Source organism: Burkholderia sp. Ac-20349 (genome assembly GCF_017104865.1).
GTDB classification, from domain to species: Bacteria; Pseudomonadota; Gammaproteobacteria; order Burkholderiales; family Burkholderiaceae; genus Burkholderia; species Burkholderia aenigmatica.
In genome coordinates, this window is sequence record NZ_JAAGPM010000034.1 from 46,216 (window position 1) to 61,082 (window position 14,867).

A 14,867-nucleotide genomic window follows, 5' to 3' on the forward strand; every position below is an offset into this window, starting at 1 on the left:
CCGGTGAACCCGGTGGTACGATGCGCTGGCATCGACCACCCGACACCTTCCATGCCGCGCGACAACTTTGCGGACCTCCTCGCCTTCATCGCCGTCGCGCGCGAGCGCAGTTTCACGCGTGCGGCCGCGCAGCTCGGCGTCTCGCAATCCGCGCTCAGCCATACGATCCGCTCGCTCGAAACGCGCCTCGGCGTGCGGCTGCTGACGCGCACGACACGCAGCGTCGCGCCGACCGAAGCCGGCGAGCGCCTGCTGCGCAACCTCGCGCCACGCTTCGACGAAATCGAGGCCGAACTGACGGCGCTCGCGGAACTGCGCGACCAGCCCGCGGGCACAGTGCGCATCAACGCGACCGACTTCGTGATCCGCACGCTGCTGTGGCCGAAGCTCGCGCCGATCCTGCGCGACTATCGCGACCTGAAGGTCGAGTTCGTGAACGACTACGGGCTGTCCGACATCGTCGCGGAACGCTTCGACGTCGGCGTGCGGCTCGGCGACCAGGTGGCGAAGGACATGATCGCCGTGCGTATCTCCGCCGACATGAAAATGGCGATCGTCGGCGCACCCGCATATTTCGCGGAACGCGCGCGCCCGGTGTCGCCGCAGGATCTGGTTGCGCACGACTGCATCAACCTGCGCCTGCCGACGCACGGCGCGCTGTACGCGTGGGAACTCGCACGCGGCGACGACACGCTGCAGGTGCGCGTCGACGGGCAGGTCACGTTCAACGGCACGTACGAAACGCTCGACGCGGCGCTCGCGGGCTACGGGCTCGCCTATGTGCCCGCCGAACTCGCGGCGCCGCATGTCGCCGCCGGCCGCCTCGACAGCGTGCTCGACGACTGGTGCCCGACGTTCCCCGGTCATCACCTGTACTACGCGAGCCGGCGGCAATCGTCGCGCGCGCTCGCGGTGATCGTCGACGCGCTGCGCTATCGCGCCTGAGCCGACGGCGCGCGGCTCTTGCGCCGCAATTCATGAATCCGGTCGATAAGTGCATGCGCATTGCCGGGGATTATCGATAGACGCCCCGGTGGCTACCATCGTCGGTGTTCCCTACCTTCCCCGGAGCCCTCGATGTCCGAACCGACTTCCGCCGCACGCAAAGCGTTCGGCGCCATCGCCCCCGCCCTCGCCGACTACACCGACAACGTGCTGTTCGGCGACGTCTGGCAGCGCCCCGGCCTGTCGCCGCGCGATCGCAGCCTCGTCACGGTCGCGAGCCTCGTGTCGCTGTATCGCATCAACGAACTGCCGTTCCACCTGAAGAAAGCACTCGACAACGGCCTCACGCGCGACGAGCTGGTCGAAGCGATCACGCACCTCGCGTTCTACTCGGGCTGGCCGACCGCCAGCTCGGCGCTGACGATCGCGCAGCGCGTGTTCGACGAAGCCGGCGTGTAAGCGAGCGCGGCGTCCCCTCATTCAACCGGCGGGCATGCGCCCGCATGGAGCCTCCATGGATTACCGCTATCTCGGGCGCAGTGCGCTCAAGGTGTCGCCGCTGTGTCTCGGCGCGATGATGTTCGGCGGCGAGACCGACGAAGCGACCTCGGCGCGCATCATCGACAAGGCGTTCGACCAGGGCATCAACTTCATCGACACGGCCGACGTCTATCACGCCGGCCGCTCGGAAGAAGTGGTCGGCCGCGCGATTGCGCCGCGTCGCGACAGCTGGGTCGTCGCGACGAAGTTCGGCTTTCCGGCCGGGCCGGACGCCGGCCCGAACCGGCAGGGCCAGTCGCGCAAATGGATCGTCGAATCGGTCGATGCGAGCCTGAAGCGGCTCGGCACCGACTACATCGACATCCTCTATTTCCATCGCACCTTGACCGATGCGCCGCTCGACGAAGGCATGCGCACGATCGCCGACCTGATCCGGCAAGGCAAGGTGCGCTACTTCGGGCTGTCGAACTTCAAGGGCTGGCGCATCGCCGAGATCGTGCGGCTCGCGGACCAGCTCGGCATCGATCGCCCGGTCGCGAGCGAACCGCTGTACAACCTCGTCGATCGCACGGCCGAGGTCGAACAACTGCCGGCCGCCGCGCATTACGGGATCGGCGTCGTGCCGTACAGCCCGCTCGCGCGCGGCGTGCTGACCGGCAAATACGCGGTGGATGCGCAGCCGCCCGCCGATTCGCGCGCGGGCCGCGGCGACCGGCGTATCCAGCAAACGGAATGGCGGCCCGAATCGTTGCACATCGCGCAGCAAGTGGCCGCGCATGCGGCCTCGCGCGGCACGACATCAGTTGCCTTCGCGCTCGCGTGGGTCATGAAGAACCGCATCGTCAGCTCGACGATCGCGGGGCCGCGCACCGAGGCGCACTGGGACAGCTACATCGATGCGCTGACGCTCGAACTCGGCCCGGACGACGAACGGTTCGTCGATGCGCTCGTGCCGCCCGGGCATGCATCGACGCACGGCTACACCGATCCCGGTTATCCGGTCGAAGGCCGCAAGGTCTGAAGTCGGAACGGGATGATTGAATGACATGCCGGGCGCGATGCCCGGCAAGATGATGAACGCGCGTCGCCCGACGCGCGAACACGGGGTAGCGCCGGGGTCAGTTGTCGTGCGCTGTCGTGCCGGCGCTGACGACGCGATCGAAGAATTCCTGTGCACGCGCCAGTTCGTCGAGTGCGCGATCGAGGCGTGACATCGCGCGTGCGTATTCGGCTGACGAACCGTCGTCGTCGCTTTCGCCGCGCACGGCGCGAAAGGCCTGATCGACGTTGCGCGTGGCTTCGACGAAGCGTTGCGCGGCCCGGGCTTCCTGCGAACAGATGTGGGTCGACATCGACACTCCTCCCTCAGGGTTGCAGTGTGAAGCACGCCGACGCTCAGTGTGCGTGGTGCGCATGTCGGCGGCGTGAACCACGACCCATCAAGTGTCGACGCATCGGCCGCCGCGCAGCGCGCTTCGTGCCGATTGTCCCTCTGCGCTCGCCGCTCCGCTATGGCGAGATTGCAACAAATTCTTGCGCGATCTGCTGCGCGCGATGCGTCACGCGCGCCCGATACGCGGATGCGACAGACCCGCGAACGCGGCCGCCTCGCCCGGCGACAGGTCGAACAGGTCGCCCGTGAGATCGCGCGGATGCTCGGCTGCCGGCCGATTGCGCAAGCGCGCCACGTGCGTGGGCGCAACGTACGCAGCCGCCGTTTCGATCGGCGGCACGTCGAACAGATCACGCGTGACACCGCGCTCGGCGTCGGTCGGCGAACGGCCGCGCAAGCGCGCGACGAGCTCGACGAAGCGATCGAAATCGCCCGCGCGCGTGGCCTTGTTCACTTCCGCGAGATCGCGTGCCTTCAGCACGCACGGCTGCGCGAGCCGCACGAAATACGGCGCTTCGAGTTCGACCGACAGCGCGAGCGGATAGCTCTTGCCCGTCTGCTCCTTCGCGCGCCCGACGCAATCGACCACGGCCGCACCCTGTGCGGCGCCGAGCGGCTGGCCGGTGCTCACGCTGCGCAGGTGATCGGGAAACACGCGCAATTGCGTGCCGACCGTCAGCGCGGTGGATGACGCGCACACGAGCGCGTAGTGCTGTTCGCGACGCCGGCCCGACGGCAAGGTCGCGCGACTGGCGATGAACGTGTGCGGCGGCAACGGCCGCACCTGCCCGCTCGCGTCGACCCATGCATTCCACAGCAGCATGTCTTTCCGCTCGCCTGCGCGCGGGCGCGACGCGACCGGCGAAAACAGCGCGAGCAGCGAGCCCGTGCGATGCGCGGCGACTTGTGCGCTGCTGCCGAGCGGCTGGTTGATGCCCCACAGAAAACGCCCGCCCCCGAGCCGGCGCTCCCATTCCTTGCGGAGCACGACGGTCGGCAGTTCCTCGCCGGACTCGGTACCGATCTTGGTCCAGCAGAACGTGGGTGGGAGGTGTTTCAGTGTCATCAACTTTCTCGGGATACAGCCTCGCTGGTGACAGCAAGCCCATTCAACAGCCGTAACTGTATAGGTATAATGCATCGCATGGAAGCCCCGGACCAAGATTTTCCCGTTCAAGACCTGTTGCGCCGCCTGATGGCAGATACACGCTCGTCCAGCGAAATAGCGCGACTCTCCGGGGTCAGCCAGCCGACCGTATCGCGCCTGAGGCTGTCGAACGGGCACCGGCTGCGCCGCAGCGCGCCATTCAATAAGCTATGCAGTTTCTATGGTGTCGATACCGGGCCGTCGCGCCGCCAGTACAACGACCTGCTGCGCGAAGCGATCGTCGACGCGTGGGATGGGTCGGACGAGCACGGGCGCGCGCTGCTGGTCGTGATCCAGGGGTTGAAGGGGTTGCAGGCGAAGGCGGATGATGGGTGATCGTGCGGGTGGGGCGTTACGCGCCCGCGGCTACGGCAAGCAACGGAAGAGAAGAAGAGAAGGCGCGTCGGAGATTCCAATGGATGTTGCTTGACGCCCCGCAAGAGACGCGCAGCATTCCTGAAAGCCGCCATTCGGCCGAACCCTGTGTTGGCTTCGATGTGCGGCATCAGCAATCGAGGCAGGCTGAATCGGTGCTGCCATCTCGGCCTGCAAACCAGGCAAGTTGCGCCCTCTTGTCAATCGAGATACTTGCCGAAATACTGCTTCACGGCAGCTTCGTTGTATTTGTCCTCGCCGCGCCAGTGCTCCACGAAATGCCAATCGTGCCTTCCTCGCGAGAGCCTGTCGAAAGACGATGGTCTCAGAATATCAACGCAAGCCAGAATTTCCATCAACACGTCGCGCTCGCTTTTCGACGATTTGATGACCGGCGCCAGGCTGTCCCTCAGCGCACTCGGGTAGTCGTCTGGCTGACTATGAGCGATTACTGACAGCATCGATTTGAGAATGTCGATGTCGGCCTGCGTGGGCTCCGAAATTTCTTCGCGCAGGAATTGCTGCAAATCGAACAAGGTATAGATCCGGTCGCCGAGACGCACACCTCCCCATTTGATGCGCTCGAAATTCAGTACGTTCAAATCCACATCTTCATACTCCAGGGATCCATCGCAGACGCCGCAGCGATAAGAGGTGTGTGTGATGACACCGTTCGTGTACCCGTGTCCGCTCACCTTCGGCACGTATCCATGCGGCGGCGACAATCGTTGCGCACACACGAAAGAAGCCAGCGCCGAACGCCACTCCAGCCGCCGCGTCGAGAGGCTGCTTAAAAATGCCCTGGCTACGGCATCCTGCGCAACCTTGGGCAGAATGTCCTTGATTGCCGCAATGCTCTGGTCGTGCGTCAGCGTGACGGGAGAAAACATCACGCCGTGTTCCTTTGCATAGGCAAAATCGGCTTCGCTGATGTTCCTGTTCTTTCTGTCTACCCATCCATTGCTGCTCCAATAGGTTCTGACCAGGATGTTTCTTGCCTTCTTATCCATTAGATGCCTCATAAGTGGACTGCATGGATCAGCAACGGCTGACTAGATCGTTCTCGTCGTGATGACCGCAACTGGCCGAATGCAGCCCCGCGCAATCTGCGCATGTGACCCGTTCCCACGCACGATTCACCCCAGCACCGACTCTCTCAACCACTCACGCGCGATCGCCGTGCATTGCGAAGGCCGCTCCAGAGTCGGGAAATGACCGCATCCGTCGATCGCCTCGAATCGGGCATGCGGCATCAGGCTGGCGATGCGCTGGCCGACGTCGACGGGCACGAAGCGATCCGCAGCCCCCCAGATGAGCAACGCAGGAACCTGGCTCGACGCCAGCGTCGACCAATGATCCGAGCGCGTCAGCGTGGCATCGGATTGTCGCGCGAACAGCTCCGCTCCGGCATCGCGGGCCATCTGCACGAACGCAGCCCGTGACCCGCCGTCGTGCGCCGGAATCGCCTGCTCGGCGAACTCCGCAATCACCCGCTCGTGCTCTCCGGTGCGAATTCGCCGGCTGGTGGCACGAGCGGCGTCCGGATCCGGATGAGCGCCCGGCTGACAATTCATCAGCCAGAGTCCACGAACGCGATCCGGCGCTCTCGCGAGCACTTCCATCGCGAGACATCCGCCATATGCCGTGCCGGCAAGAATGAACGCACCGCTTGTCGATGCCAGGAGCTGCTCCGCACTCTCCGCAAAGGTTGCATGCGCGAGTATCTTCACGGTCGGCGAAGCAAGATCCTTCAGCGCGTCGATCTGATCGGCATACAGGCGGCCGTCGCACGGCATCGCCGGCAAAAATATGAGCGGTAGCAACATCGGAATGATTCAGGCAGGTAATTGATCGCGTTTCGAAACCATCCAACGTAATCTCAATCGACTTCAAGTTTATGAGCCCAAGCTCATCAGCGACGGCCGGAACTGTGCAGAAGAAAATCGGCGTCACTGTACATTTCATCCCGCTTCCACCTAAAACACAATGCCCGTCAGGCTCGGGATCATAAAATCCGGAAGGGCCTTCTGTATGCCATATGCGGGTATAAGACGATCAAAGAAATCCGGCCCGCTCGAGGCATCACGGCGGCGATAAAAACTGGACGCCAACGCCATGAACACCTCCGCTGACCCGCTTCCGTCGTCGCTCGCCGCTGCCACGTTCGTTCCATTCCTCATCGCGAGCGTCGCGCTTGCCGCCGCCTACGGCGCCAGCTTTCTCCTCTCCGAGCATTTGCGTCAGAGCGGCCTGGATTCGTCGATGGCCGGCGCCGTGATTTCGACCGGCATCCTGACCATGATCGTCAGTTCCCTGGTCGCCGGATGGGTAGCACAACGAATCGGCCTGATGTCGACCATCGTGGCCGCCGCTGCCGTCATGGCCCTTTCCATGCTCGCGTTCAGCCTGGCAGCGCACGATTTGAGGATCGCATTCATCGGCGGCCTGCTTCTGGGAATGGGATGGTCGGCTTTTTACATACTCGCGCCACTTCAAATCATTCACCACCTCAGGCCCTCCGCACGGATCAAATACCTGACCTTGCTCTCGGGTGGTCAAATGGTCGGGCTGGGTCTCGCATCACCGATCGGCCATTTCGTCGCCAGGCGCTCCGGTTCGTACGCCATCGTCTACGCAGGCCTGGCATGTCTCTGCGTGATTGCCGCCATCGCATTTTCGATTGTCCGAAAACGGGCGGAACGCCTACCCCACCCGCCCGCCGATGCAACCGGCCTGACCGCCGCGCGGGTTGCCGAGATACTGCGCCATGCCACCCGGCTGCCGATCATCATGATCGGACTCGCCGCCTGTGTCTTTTCCGCGTTGTCGAATTTTCAGGCGATCTATGCGGAGTCACGACACCTGTCGCCCGATCTCTTTTTCGTGACATTCACGTTGACGACCGTCTTCTGCCGATTCACGCTGGCGCAGACGATCAGCCGATTGCCGGTCCGAAAGCTCGCCTTCACGCTGTTCGCGATGACGCTCGTGGCGCTGGTCATTTTTGTGTTCAATCCGGGCAGCGAAGTCCTGTACGTGGTCGGCTCGTTCATCTTCGCGATCGGCTACGGACTCAGCTACTCCACCTTGAACGGCATGGCGGTCAATCTCGCCAGCGAGAAGGGCTTGTCCGCATCGGCAAGCTCGCAAGTCTTCACGATCGCCTACTTTACGGGCCTGTTCGGGTTTCCGTACGTAGCGGGCGTATTGGTGACCCACGGCGGGGTGAACTGGATGATCGTCGCAACGATCGCCGTCGTCGTCATCAACTTGCTGATGCTCACTCACACGAGTCTTCGCCGCGAAAACGCGCGGATCGCGGCACGCTGACCTCGAGCGCGCGCTACGGATACAGATACAGCGCCTATTGCTCCAACCCGACCGCCAACGGCCGCTGATCGCTACGCCCGCGATATGGGTCGGACGAACACGGACGCGCGCTGCTGGTTGTCATCCAGGGGTTGAAGGGGCTGCAGGCGAAGGCGGATGATGGGTAACGTCACGGCCGGGCGGCGCCGTCAGGTCGCGTCGTGCTGCCGCGGCAGCGGAGCGCCGCGCGCTATAGGGCCAAGTGCGAGATCGGTGACGAAACCGACCTTCGCAAGGCCGGCTGCCCGCGCCGCCGACAGCAACTTCGCGACGCTGTCGTAACAGGCCGCGCGATCGGCCGACAGGCACACTTCCGGTTGGGACGCGGCGCGCGCCGCTGCGGCAAGACACGCCTGCCGTTCGGCACCGGACACCGGATGCAGGCCGCGGCTCACGCCGCCGCTTGTGTCTGCGTGGTGCCGGACGCCGCATCGTGGTGCACCACCTCGCGCCGCTCGACCACCGTCGCAAACGGCACCGGCCGTGGCGACGCAAGTGCATCATGTGCGCGCTGCCGGGCTCGAACCGGTGCGACCGGTTCGCGTGCGAACGGTACGAATACGCCCGCATGCAGCACACTCATGACAGCCACGGCCGATGCCACGCGCATACCGCGGCAACCGGGACGATCGCGGACGTAACGGCTAGTCCTGCCCGTCCCTCGCGCATCGAAGGCAGCCGTGCTCAACACGCCCTCCATCCAGTGTTCCATCACCCCATCCGGACGCAACACGTCGCCGCCATGAAGAGGACTGCATATCGACTGCCACGATCTTCATCGTTTTGCCCAGCCTCGCGCCTTCCCGTCGTCTTCACCGTACTCCGTCATCAGTCGCTCGCTGTCCCGCATCGCGCAAGCGAATTCTCCCGGCTGCGAAAGACCATCGGCTGTTCGTCGCGCGGCTCGCGACGTCGCGCGAATTGCACGGTCTGCTCGACCTGGCCGTGGTGCGGAGACTTCTCGCACACCGGATCAGCCTCCTTCGGGTCGCCGGCCAGCAGATAGGCCTGGCACCGGCAACCGCCGTGATCCGCATGCCGCTCGTCGCATGTGCGACACGGCTCGCGCATCCAGTCGTCGCCGCGAAACGCGTTGAATGCGTCGCTGTCGTACCAGATTTCCCGCAGCGACCGGTCGCGCACGTTCGGCAGTGCGAGTCCGGGCAGCGACCGCGCGGCATGACACGGCAGCGCGGTGCCGTCCGGCGCAACGCCCAGGAACACCGAGCCCCAGCCATTCATGCATGCCTTCGGGCGCCGCTCGAAATAGTCGGGCACGACGAACAGGATCTTGCAGCGCTCGCCCACCAGCTTGCGATAGCGATTGACCGTTTCCTCGGCCTCGCGCACCTGCTCGACGGTCGGCATCAACTGGTCTCGGTTCAGCATCGCCCAGCCGTAGTACTGCGTGTTCGCGAGCTCCAGGTAATCGGCGCCCAGGTCGAGCGCCATCTCGATGATCTGTCCCACGTGCGGCAGGTTGTAGCGATGCAGCACGCAGTTGAGCACCATCGGGTAGCCGTGCGCCTTGATCAGCCGCGCAACGCTGCGCTTCAGCTCGAACGTGCGGGTGCTGCTCAGGAAATCGTTCAGCTCGCGCGTCGAATCCTGCAGCGACAGCTGGATGTGATCGAGCCCGGCCGCCTTGAGCCGCTCGATGCGCGCAATGTTCAGCCCGATGCCCGACGTGATCAGGTTCGTATAGAAGCCCAGCCCGCGCGCATGCGCGACGAGCGTCTCGAGGTCGCCACGTTGCAGCGGTTCGCCGCCCGAGAAGCCGATCTGCGCGGCGCCGAGCGCGCGCGCATCGGTGATGACCGTGCGCCACGCATCGGTATCGAGTTCCGCGCCGTGCGCCGCGAAGTCGACGGGGTTGTAGCAGAACGCGCAGTGCAGCGGGCAACGGTACGTGAGTTCCGCGAGCAGCCACAGCGGTGCGGACGGACGGGACGTGTCGGGAACCATATCAGTCGAGCCAGCCGCGCAGTCGCGCATGATCGAGGAAACGGTAGACGTCGGTCGCGAGGTCCGATTGGCTGAACAGGCGCTCGAGTTCGCCAATGATGTCGTCCAGTTCGCGCGTGCCGTCGCAGCGCGCGAGAATCTCGCCCGCACTCGGGTTGAGCTTGACCATTCCCTCCGGATAGAGGAGCACGTACGCATCCTGGGCCGCCTCCCATTGCAGGCGGTACATGCCACTGAGACAGGGGCGCAGCGGTACGCCGCTCGCGGCTTCGATCGTGTTCATAGGGGGAAGGCCTTTTCGACGGCGTCGAGCATCGACCACAGAATGTCGAGCTTGAATTGCAGAATGCCGAGCGCGCGCTGCTGCGCTTCCGGTGTCGTGAAATGCTGCAGCGTCACGGCGAGACCATGCTCGACGTCGCGCTGCGCGAGCGGGACGCGGCTGCGAAAGTAATGCAGCCCGGCCGGCTCTATCCACGGGTAATGCGACGGCCAGCCCGCGAGGCGGTCGAGATGGATTTGCGGCGCGAACATCTCGGTCAGCGACGAGCACACGGCTTCCTGCCATGGCGCGCGCCGCGCGAAGTTCACGTATGCGTCCACCGCGAAACGCACGCCGGGCAACACATGTTCGAGCGACCACAGTTCGGCGCGCGCGAGACCGCATGCCTCGCCGAGCCGTACCCACGCCTCGATGCCGCCTTCGTTGTCGCCCTGCCCATCGTGATCGACCAGCCGCTGAATCCAGCGGCGACGCGTGTCACGGTCGGGGCAGTTCGACAGGATCGCCGCATCCTTGAGCGGAATGTTGATCTGGTAGTAGAAGCGGTTTGCCACCCAGCCGCGGATCTGCGCGGGCGAACAGGCGCCACTGTTGAGCCGTCGGTTGAACGGATGATGGATGTGATAGCGCGATTCGAGCGCACGCAGGCGCGCCTCGAATTCGGTCGCGATCCAGGGCGTTGCGTGCAACGCCGTAGCGGGAATCGGTGCGTTCATCGTCAGACCTGGAATTGCATTCCGTCGTGTGCGACGTCAATGCCGTGCGCACGCAGGAGCGCGTGCTCGACGGAATGCGGATCGAGAATCGGGTTCGTGTTGTTGATGTGCGTGAGCACCTTGCGCGTACGTGCGGGCAGCGTGTCGAGCCAGTCGATCATGCCGGGCCGCCCGTGTTCCGCACACTGCGCGAGATGCCCCATGTCGGCCGCGTGCTTGCCCGACAGGCCGAGATCGATCATTTCGGTCCCGGTCCAGAACGTGCCGTCCACCAGCACGAGATCGGCGCCGTCCATGGCCGCACGTACGTCGTCGTTGACTGCCGCGAGCCCTGGCGCATAGAAGGCGCGGCGGCCGCTCGCGACATCTTCGATCGACAGCGCGACGTTGTCCCCGGGCGCGGCCGACGCGCGCCGCGGCGAATAAGGCGGCGCCTTGCTGTCGACGGAAATCGCGGTGAAACGGATCCCGCGCGCCGCCGGCACCTCGAACGGCTCGCCGAGCGTGATCGTGTGAGCGGCGACGCCGCAGTAATGACCCAGCAGCGGCACGAGCGGCAAGCCGGTCGACAAGTCGTCGAGCACGGGTGCGCTCGCGTAAAGCGGCAGCGGCGTCGATCGCTCGCGCAGCATCAGCAGGCCCGTCACGTGATCGATCTGCGCGTCGCACAGCACGACGGCAGCGATGCCGCTGTCGCGGATCGCGCGCGCCGGTTGCAGGTCCGGATCCGCGCGCAACTGGGAAAGAATGTCGGGCGACGCATTGACGAGGATCCAGTCGATGCCGTCGTCGCTGACCGCGATCGACGACTGCGTGCGCGGCAGCACGTGGCCGCTTCCGCTGCGCGCACGGCGACAGTTCGCGCAATTGCAGTTCCATTGCGGCAGGCCGCCGCCGGCTCCCGAGCCGAGTATCTTGATCTTCATGGGCGTCAGCTCCCGAGGCCGCCCGCGCCGACACGGCGAAACGGGCGGCTCGCGCGGCGATCAGCGGTTGGCGATGTACATCGTGATTTCGAAGCCGAAGCGCAGGTCGGTGTAAGTCGGTGTCGTCCATTGCATGATGTGTCTCCTGATTGAGTTGATGAGTTGCCTGGTGAGTCGAACCACCGCGGAAATCGGGCGGTCGGTTCCTCTTCAGCAAGGAGCGTGCCGAAGCCGTAAGTTGGCCGCCCGGCGGCGGCAACCGGCCGTCATTCGGGCATCGGGACGAGATTCTTACGAATAGCCGACACGATTCATACGGATAGGGGCCGCCGCCCCGGCTGCGGGATGCGCGGGGGGAGCAACAGGTGTTGAATCGTTGAACACCGGTGTTGCAACTTGACACACCGGCTGTGACAGGGCGCGCTGTGCGCAGGCCGCGATCCCGCGTCCTGCGCGTCAGCTTTCGTCCGACGGGCGGCGCTCCGCGTCGGCGGCCGGCATCTTCCGGTAGATCGTGTTGCGCGAGACGCCGAGCGCACGCGCCGCAGCGGACACGTTTCCGCCATGACGGGCGAGCGCGGCGGCGATCGCAGACGCGGCAACGTCCTGCAGGCGCGCGTCGGCCGGCGGGAACGCGTCCGCGACGTACGATCCGGCAGACGGATCGTGCTCAGCCTGCGCAACCTGGGCGGCCTGCGCGTCGCCGCGGCGCAGGTCGTCGAAGAAGTCGTCCGGCAGGTGCTCGCGCCGGATTTCACCATCGTCGTCGACCATTGCCGCCGCCGTGCGCAACAAGTTACCGAGCTGGCGAAAGTTGCCGGGCCACATGCAGCGCACGAACAGCGCCATCACGTCGGGCGCGACGGACAGCGGCGGCCGGTCCGGCCCCGCGAACGCCTCCCGTTGCAGCATCTTTTGCACGACCACCGCGATATCCGTGCGATCGCGCAACGGCGGCAGGCGCACCACGAGGCCATTCAGCCGGTAGTAGAGATCCTCGCGAAAGCGGTTCTGCGCAATCATGTCGCGCAAATCGCGATGCGTCGCGCAGATGATCGCGATGTCCACGGCGATCGTCTTTGTCGAACCGAGCGGGTTGACGAGGCGCTCCTGCAGCACGCGCAACAGCCGCACCTGCAGCGGATACGGCATGTCGCCGATCTCGTCGAGGAACAACGTGCCGCCGTTCGCCTGCAGCAGCTTGCCGATCGCCCCCTTGCGGCGTGCGCCGGTGAATGCGCCTTCCTCGTAGCCGAACAGCTCGGACTCGATCAGCGCCTCCGGGATCGACGCGCAGTTGACCGCGACAAACGGCGCGTCTCGCCGCGGCGAGTCGTTGTGGATCGCCTGTGCGAGCAGCTCCTTGCCGGTGCCGGTCTCGCCGGTGATCAGGATCGGAATGTCCTTGCCGATCACCTTGCGCACCTTCGCGATCACGCATGCGACCTGCGAATCGCCGGTGTCGAGATAGTTGAGCCGCGACAGGCCGGCCGACGTGCCCGCCGCCGGCGCAGGCACCGCATTCGCGCGCGCGGTTGACCCGAGCGCATCGTGGACGTCCGTTGGCCGGCTGCCTTCGGCGAGCGTCGCTCGCCGGAAGTGCACGCGCGCGCAAACCACCGCGCCGTTGCCGAGATTCAGCGTCAGGTGCCGGTCGGTGCTCGCCCGCATGCGGTCGATCAGTTGCGCGCTCGTAATGTCGAACAGTGACGACAGCGTGTGTGCACGCAGCGCGGCGAGCGGCATCCCGAGCTGGAACTGCGCGCTGCGATTGGCCGACAGGAAGCGACCGTCGGCGGTAAACGCGACGATCCCCTCCATCAGCGTGCCGAGGAACTCCGGGCGACCATGGAACGACACCTGCAGCGTCTCCTGAAAGGTCGTCGTAAACAGGTGATTCTCGATCATCTGCACCGACATCTTCGCGAGCGCCATCGTGTGCTGGTGATAGCTGCGGTGATCGCCGGTCACGTCGAGCACGCCGATCGCGTCGCCGTACGGATCGAGGATCGGCACGCTCGAACAGGTCAGGAAACGGTTCGCGGCCAGGAAGTGCTGGTCGCCATGGACGACCATCGGGCACAGTTCGGCAAGTGCCGTACCGATCGCATTGGTGCCCTGCCGGTTCTCGGCCCAGTTTGCGCCCGGGCGCAGCGCCACCTTCTCCGCGCGGCGCAGGAAATCATCGTCGCCGATCGAATGCAGGATCAGCCCTTCCGCATCGGTCAGCACGATCATGCTCTGCGTGTTGACGATCTGCTCGTGCAGCGTTTCCATCACCGGCATCGCATGCACGCACAGTACCCGGCTCTGCTCACGCTTGAGCACCAGCGCCGAGCTCGGCAGCACGTCGTAGTCGGGCTGTGCCGATACCTGCAGGCCGAAGGTCTCCGACCGCTCGTGGGCCTTCTGGATCGACGGCGCAGGCCAGCCGGCGGGATGCGCGGCCCGTGATCCGGCCGCCTGCTCCATGTCATCGCGCATTGTCTCCTCCGGGGGATCCTTCCGGTCATTTGCCGGACTCTTTGCCGTCATTGCAAGCAAGCATCGGGCCACGCCGGCGTCACGTCCGAATTGCAAGCATGACGTAATACGCGATCCGGGCGCGACCGTGCGGGTCGGGTCACGCGACAAGCCGGCTTCGTGATACCGCGATTTCCGGACGCGTGACTACCCGTGCGAATCCCGATCATCGCGGCTGGCCCGTTTCTGGCTTTGTCGCAGATCCCCCCCTGCGACCGCCCGGGCACCCGCACGGCCGCGTGACGGTTGCCCCGATTCCAGCGAGCCCAATCGACATGACACACCGCCCGATTCGATCCACGCCGCCGCCCGCGACGCGGATCTTGCCCGACCCACCGGCGTCGCCGGCCGCGCCCGCTGCCCACCGCCTGCGGCGCGATGGGCAATCGATCGCGTTCGCCGTAGCCGGCGCCGCGCACGGCCACCCGGTCGTCGTGCTGCACGGCGGGCCCGGCAGCGGCAGCCAGGCCGGCATCCTGCGGCTGTTCGACCTGACGCGCGTGCGCGTCGTGCTGGTCGATCAGCGCGGCGCGGGGGCATCTGCACCGCGCGGCGGTACGCGTCACAACAGCACCGCGCGGCTGATCGGCGATCTGGAGGCAGTGCGCCATCAACTCGGCATTGCGCGCTGGGGCGTCGTCGGTGGATCGTGGGGCGCCGCGCTTGCTCTCGCCTATGCGGGCACGCATTCCGAGCGGGTGACCGGCGTCGTACTGCGCGGCCT

At 65.4% G+C, this 14,867-nt stretch carries 18 protein-coding genes and 1 pseudogene; 7 read left to right on the forward strand and 12 right to left on the reverse strand.

Annotated elements, in window-relative coordinates; all coding sequences use genetic code 11:
* The first annotated feature begins 51 nt into the window (after nt 1-51).
* The 3 genes from G3N61_RS14025 to G3N61_RS14035 all read left to right on the forward strand — a co-directional run bounded on the left by G3N61_RS14025 (nt 52) and on the right by G3N61_RS14035 (nt 2,467).
* Nucleotides 52-945 carry a LysR family transcriptional regulator gene (locus G3N61_RS14025; RefSeq protein WP_089451967.1) on the forward strand — a complete coding sequence of 298 codons (894 nt, stop codon included), beginning with the start codon at nt 52-54 and terminating at the stop codon, nt 943-945.
* Nucleotides 946-1,077: 132 nt separating this feature from the next.
* Nucleotides 1,078-1,404, forward strand: a complete 327-nt coding sequence (locus tag G3N61_RS14030) for a carboxymuconolactone decarboxylase family protein (RefSeq protein ID WP_043180547.1) — start codon at nt 1,078-1,080, stop codon at nt 1,402-1,404.
* A gap of 55 nt (nt 1,405-1,459) precedes the next feature.
* Nucleotides 1,460-2,467 (forward strand): aldo/keto reductase, encoded by a 1,008-nt coding sequence (locus G3N61_RS14035; protein WP_205822761.1) that lies wholly within the window; start codon nt 1,460-1,462, stop codon nt 2,465-2,467.
* Between the two features lie 97 nt (nt 2,468-2,564).
* Here G3N61_RS14035 and G3N61_RS14040 read toward each other — a convergent pair whose 3' ends face one another.
* A complete protein-coding gene (locus G3N61_RS14040; protein WP_043180552.1) occupies nt 2,565-2,798 on the reverse strand; it encodes a hypothetical protein in 234 nt (77 codons plus the stop codon).
* Nucleotides 2,799-3,005: 207 nt separating this feature from the next.
* A complete protein-coding gene (locus tag G3N61_RS14045) occupies nt 3,006-3,905 on the reverse strand; it encodes a hypothetical protein (RefSeq protein ID WP_043180554.1) in 900 nt (299 codons plus the stop codon).
* Between the two features lie 78 nt (nt 3,906-3,983).
* Here G3N61_RS14045 and G3N61_RS14050 point away from each other — a divergent pair, with 78 nt between their 5' ends.
* Nucleotides 3,984-4,322, forward strand: coding sequence for a helix-turn-helix transcriptional regulator (locus G3N61_RS14050; protein WP_043180557.1), 339 nt, complete (start codon nt 3,984-3,986; stop codon nt 4,320-4,322).
* 239 nt (nt 4,323-4,561) lie between these two features.
* On the opposite strand, the gene G3N61_RS14055 is transcribed toward G3N61_RS14050, so the two are convergent.
* Together G3N61_RS14055 and G3N61_RS14060 are read right to left on the reverse strand one after the other, a co-directional pair.
* Nucleotides 4,562-5,371 (reverse strand): hypothetical protein, encoded by an 810-nt coding sequence (locus G3N61_RS14055; protein ID WP_205822762.1) that lies wholly within the window; start codon nt 5,369-5,371, stop codon nt 4,562-4,564.
* Nucleotides 5,372-5,497: 126 nt separating this feature from the next.
* On the reverse strand, nt 5,498-6,187 hold the full coding sequence (locus G3N61_RS14060; RefSeq protein WP_205822763.1) for an alpha/beta hydrolase: 690 nt from the start codon (nt 6,185-6,187) through the stop codon (nt 5,498-5,500).
* A gap of 289 nt (nt 6,188-6,476) precedes the next feature.
* On the opposite strand from G3N61_RS14060, the gene G3N61_RS14065 reads away from it, so the two are divergent.
* Together G3N61_RS14065 and G3N61_RS14070 are read left to right on the forward strand one after the other, a co-directional pair.
* Nucleotides 6,477-7,691, forward strand: coding sequence for an MFS transporter (locus G3N61_RS14065; protein ID WP_205822764.1), 1,215 nt, complete (start codon nt 6,477-6,479; stop codon nt 7,689-7,691).
* An 86-nt stretch (nt 7,692-7,777) separates the two neighbouring features.
* Nucleotides 7,778-7,858, forward strand: a pseudogene (locus G3N61_RS14070) (XRE family transcriptional regulator); the annotation flags it as partial.
* A 21-nt stretch (nt 7,859-7,879) separates the two neighbouring features.
* On the opposite strand, the gene G3N61_RS14075 reads toward G3N61_RS14070, so the two are convergent.
* The 8 genes from G3N61_RS14075 to G3N61_RS14110 form a co-directional block, all read right to left on the reverse strand.
* Nucleotides 7,880-8,125 (reverse strand): hypothetical protein, encoded by a 246-nt coding sequence (locus G3N61_RS14075; RefSeq protein WP_205822765.1) that lies wholly within the window; start codon nt 8,123-8,125, stop codon nt 7,880-7,882.
* Nucleotides 8,122-8,442, reverse strand: coding sequence for a hypothetical protein (locus G3N61_RS14080; protein WP_205822766.1), 321 nt, complete (start codon nt 8,440-8,442; stop codon nt 8,122-8,124). The genes G3N61_RS14075 and G3N61_RS14080 overlap by 4 nt, the downstream gene beginning before the upstream one ends.
* A gap of 116 nt (nt 8,443-8,558) precedes the next feature.
* Nucleotides 8,559-9,695 (reverse strand): pyrroloquinoline quinone biosynthesis protein PqqE, encoded by a 1,137-nt coding sequence (gene pqqE / locus G3N61_RS14085; RefSeq protein WP_205822767.1) that lies wholly within the window; start codon nt 9,693-9,695, stop codon nt 8,559-8,561.
* Nucleotide 9,696: 1 nt separating this feature from the next.
* Nucleotides 9,697-9,978 carry a pyrroloquinoline quinone biosynthesis peptide chaperone PqqD gene (gene pqqD / locus G3N61_RS14090; RefSeq protein WP_205822768.1) on the reverse strand — a complete coding sequence of 94 codons (282 nt, stop codon included), beginning with the start codon at nt 9,976-9,978 and terminating at the stop codon, nt 9,697-9,699.
* Nucleotides 9,975-10,694: a pyrroloquinoline-quinone synthase PqqC gene (pqqC, locus tag G3N61_RS14095; RefSeq protein WP_205822769.1), complete on the reverse strand. Its 720-nt coding sequence runs from the start codon at nt 10,692-10,694 to the stop codon at nt 9,975-9,977. The genes pqqD and pqqC overlap by 4 nt, the downstream gene beginning before the upstream one ends.
* Before the next feature lie 2 nt (nt 10,695-10,696).
* Complete coding sequence (gene pqqB / locus G3N61_RS14100) at nt 10,697-11,620, reverse strand: pyrroloquinoline quinone biosynthesis protein PqqB (RefSeq protein WP_205822770.1); 924 nt, start codon at nt 11,618-11,620, stop codon at nt 10,697-10,699.
* Nucleotides 11,621-11,680: 60 nt separating this feature from the next.
* Nucleotides 11,681-11,755: a pyrroloquinoline quinone precursor peptide PqqA gene (pqqA, locus tag G3N61_RS14105; protein WP_175021319.1), complete on the reverse strand. Its 75-nt coding sequence runs from the start codon at nt 11,753-11,755 to the stop codon at nt 11,681-11,683.
* Between the two features lie 321 nt (nt 11,756-12,076).
* Nucleotides 12,077-14,104, reverse strand: coding sequence for a sigma-54-dependent Fis family transcriptional regulator (locus G3N61_RS14110; RefSeq protein ID WP_205822771.1), 2,028 nt, complete (start codon nt 14,102-14,104; stop codon nt 12,077-12,079).
* A 314-nt stretch (nt 14,105-14,418) separates the two neighbouring features.
* Between G3N61_RS14110 and G3N61_RS14115 the strand changes: the two genes are divergently transcribed.
* Nucleotides 14,419-14,867 (forward strand): alpha/beta fold hydrolase (locus G3N61_RS14115; RefSeq protein ID WP_205822772.1); only part of this gene is annotated, 449 nt, incomplete at its 3' end.

Excerpts from the sequence above, each read along its gene's own strand:
- G3N61_RS14110 (WP_205822771.1), bottom strand. The coding sequence starts at position 14,104 with ATGCGCGATGACATGGAGCAGGCGGCCGGATCACGGGCCGCGCATCCC.
- G3N61_RS14045 (WP_043180554.1), bottom strand. The coding sequence starts at position 3,905 with ATGACACTGAAACACCTCCCACCCACGTTCTGCTGGACCAAGATCGGT.
- pqqE (WP_205822767.1), bottom strand. The coding sequence starts at position 9,695 with ATGGTTCCCGACACGTCCCGTCCGTCCGCACCGCTGTGGCTGCTCGCG.
- G3N61_RS14030 (WP_043180547.1), top strand. The coding sequence starts at position 1,078 with ATGTCCGAACCGACTTCCGCCGCACGCAAAGCGTTCGGCGCCATCGCC.
- G3N61_RS14060 (WP_205822763.1), bottom strand. The coding sequence starts at position 6,187 with ATGTTGCTACCGCTCATATTTTTGCCGGCGATGCCGTGCGACGGCCGC.
- G3N61_RS14080 (WP_205822766.1), bottom strand. The coding sequence starts at position 8,442 with ATGGAACACTGGATGGAGGGCGTGTTGAGCACGGCTGCCTTCGATGCG.
- G3N61_RS14035 (WP_205822761.1), top strand. The coding sequence starts at position 1,460 with ATGGATTACCGCTATCTCGGGCGCAGTGCGCTCAAGGTGTCGCCGCTG.
- G3N61_RS14055 (WP_205822762.1), bottom strand. The coding sequence starts at position 5,371 with ATGGATAAGAAGGCAAGAAACATCCTGGTCAGAACCTATTGGAGCAGC.
- G3N61_RS14050 (WP_043180557.1), top strand. The coding sequence starts at position 3,984 with ATGGAAGCCCCGGACCAAGATTTTCCCGTTCAAGACCTGTTGCGCCGC.
- pqqD (WP_205822768.1), bottom strand. The coding sequence starts at position 9,978 with ATGAACACGATCGAAGCCGCGAGCGGCGTACCGCTGCGCCCCTGTCTC.
- G3N61_RS14040 (WP_043180552.1), bottom strand. The coding sequence starts at position 2,798 with ATGTCGACCCACATCTGTTCGCAGGAAGCCCGGGCCGCGCAACGCTTC.
- pqqC (WP_205822769.1), bottom strand. The coding sequence starts at position 10,694 with ATGAACGCACCGATTCCCGCTACGGCGTTGCACGCAACGCCCTGGATC.
- pqqB (WP_205822770.1), bottom strand. The coding sequence starts at position 11,620 with ATGAAGATCAAGATACTCGGCTCGGGAGCCGGCGGCGGCCTGCCGCAA.
- G3N61_RS14065 (WP_205822764.1), top strand. The coding sequence starts at position 6,477 with ATGAACACCTCCGCTGACCCGCTTCCGTCGTCGCTCGCCGCTGCCACG.
- G3N61_RS14025 (WP_089451967.1), top strand. The coding sequence starts at position 52 with ATGCCGCGCGACAACTTTGCGGACCTCCTCGCCTTCATCGCCGTCGCG.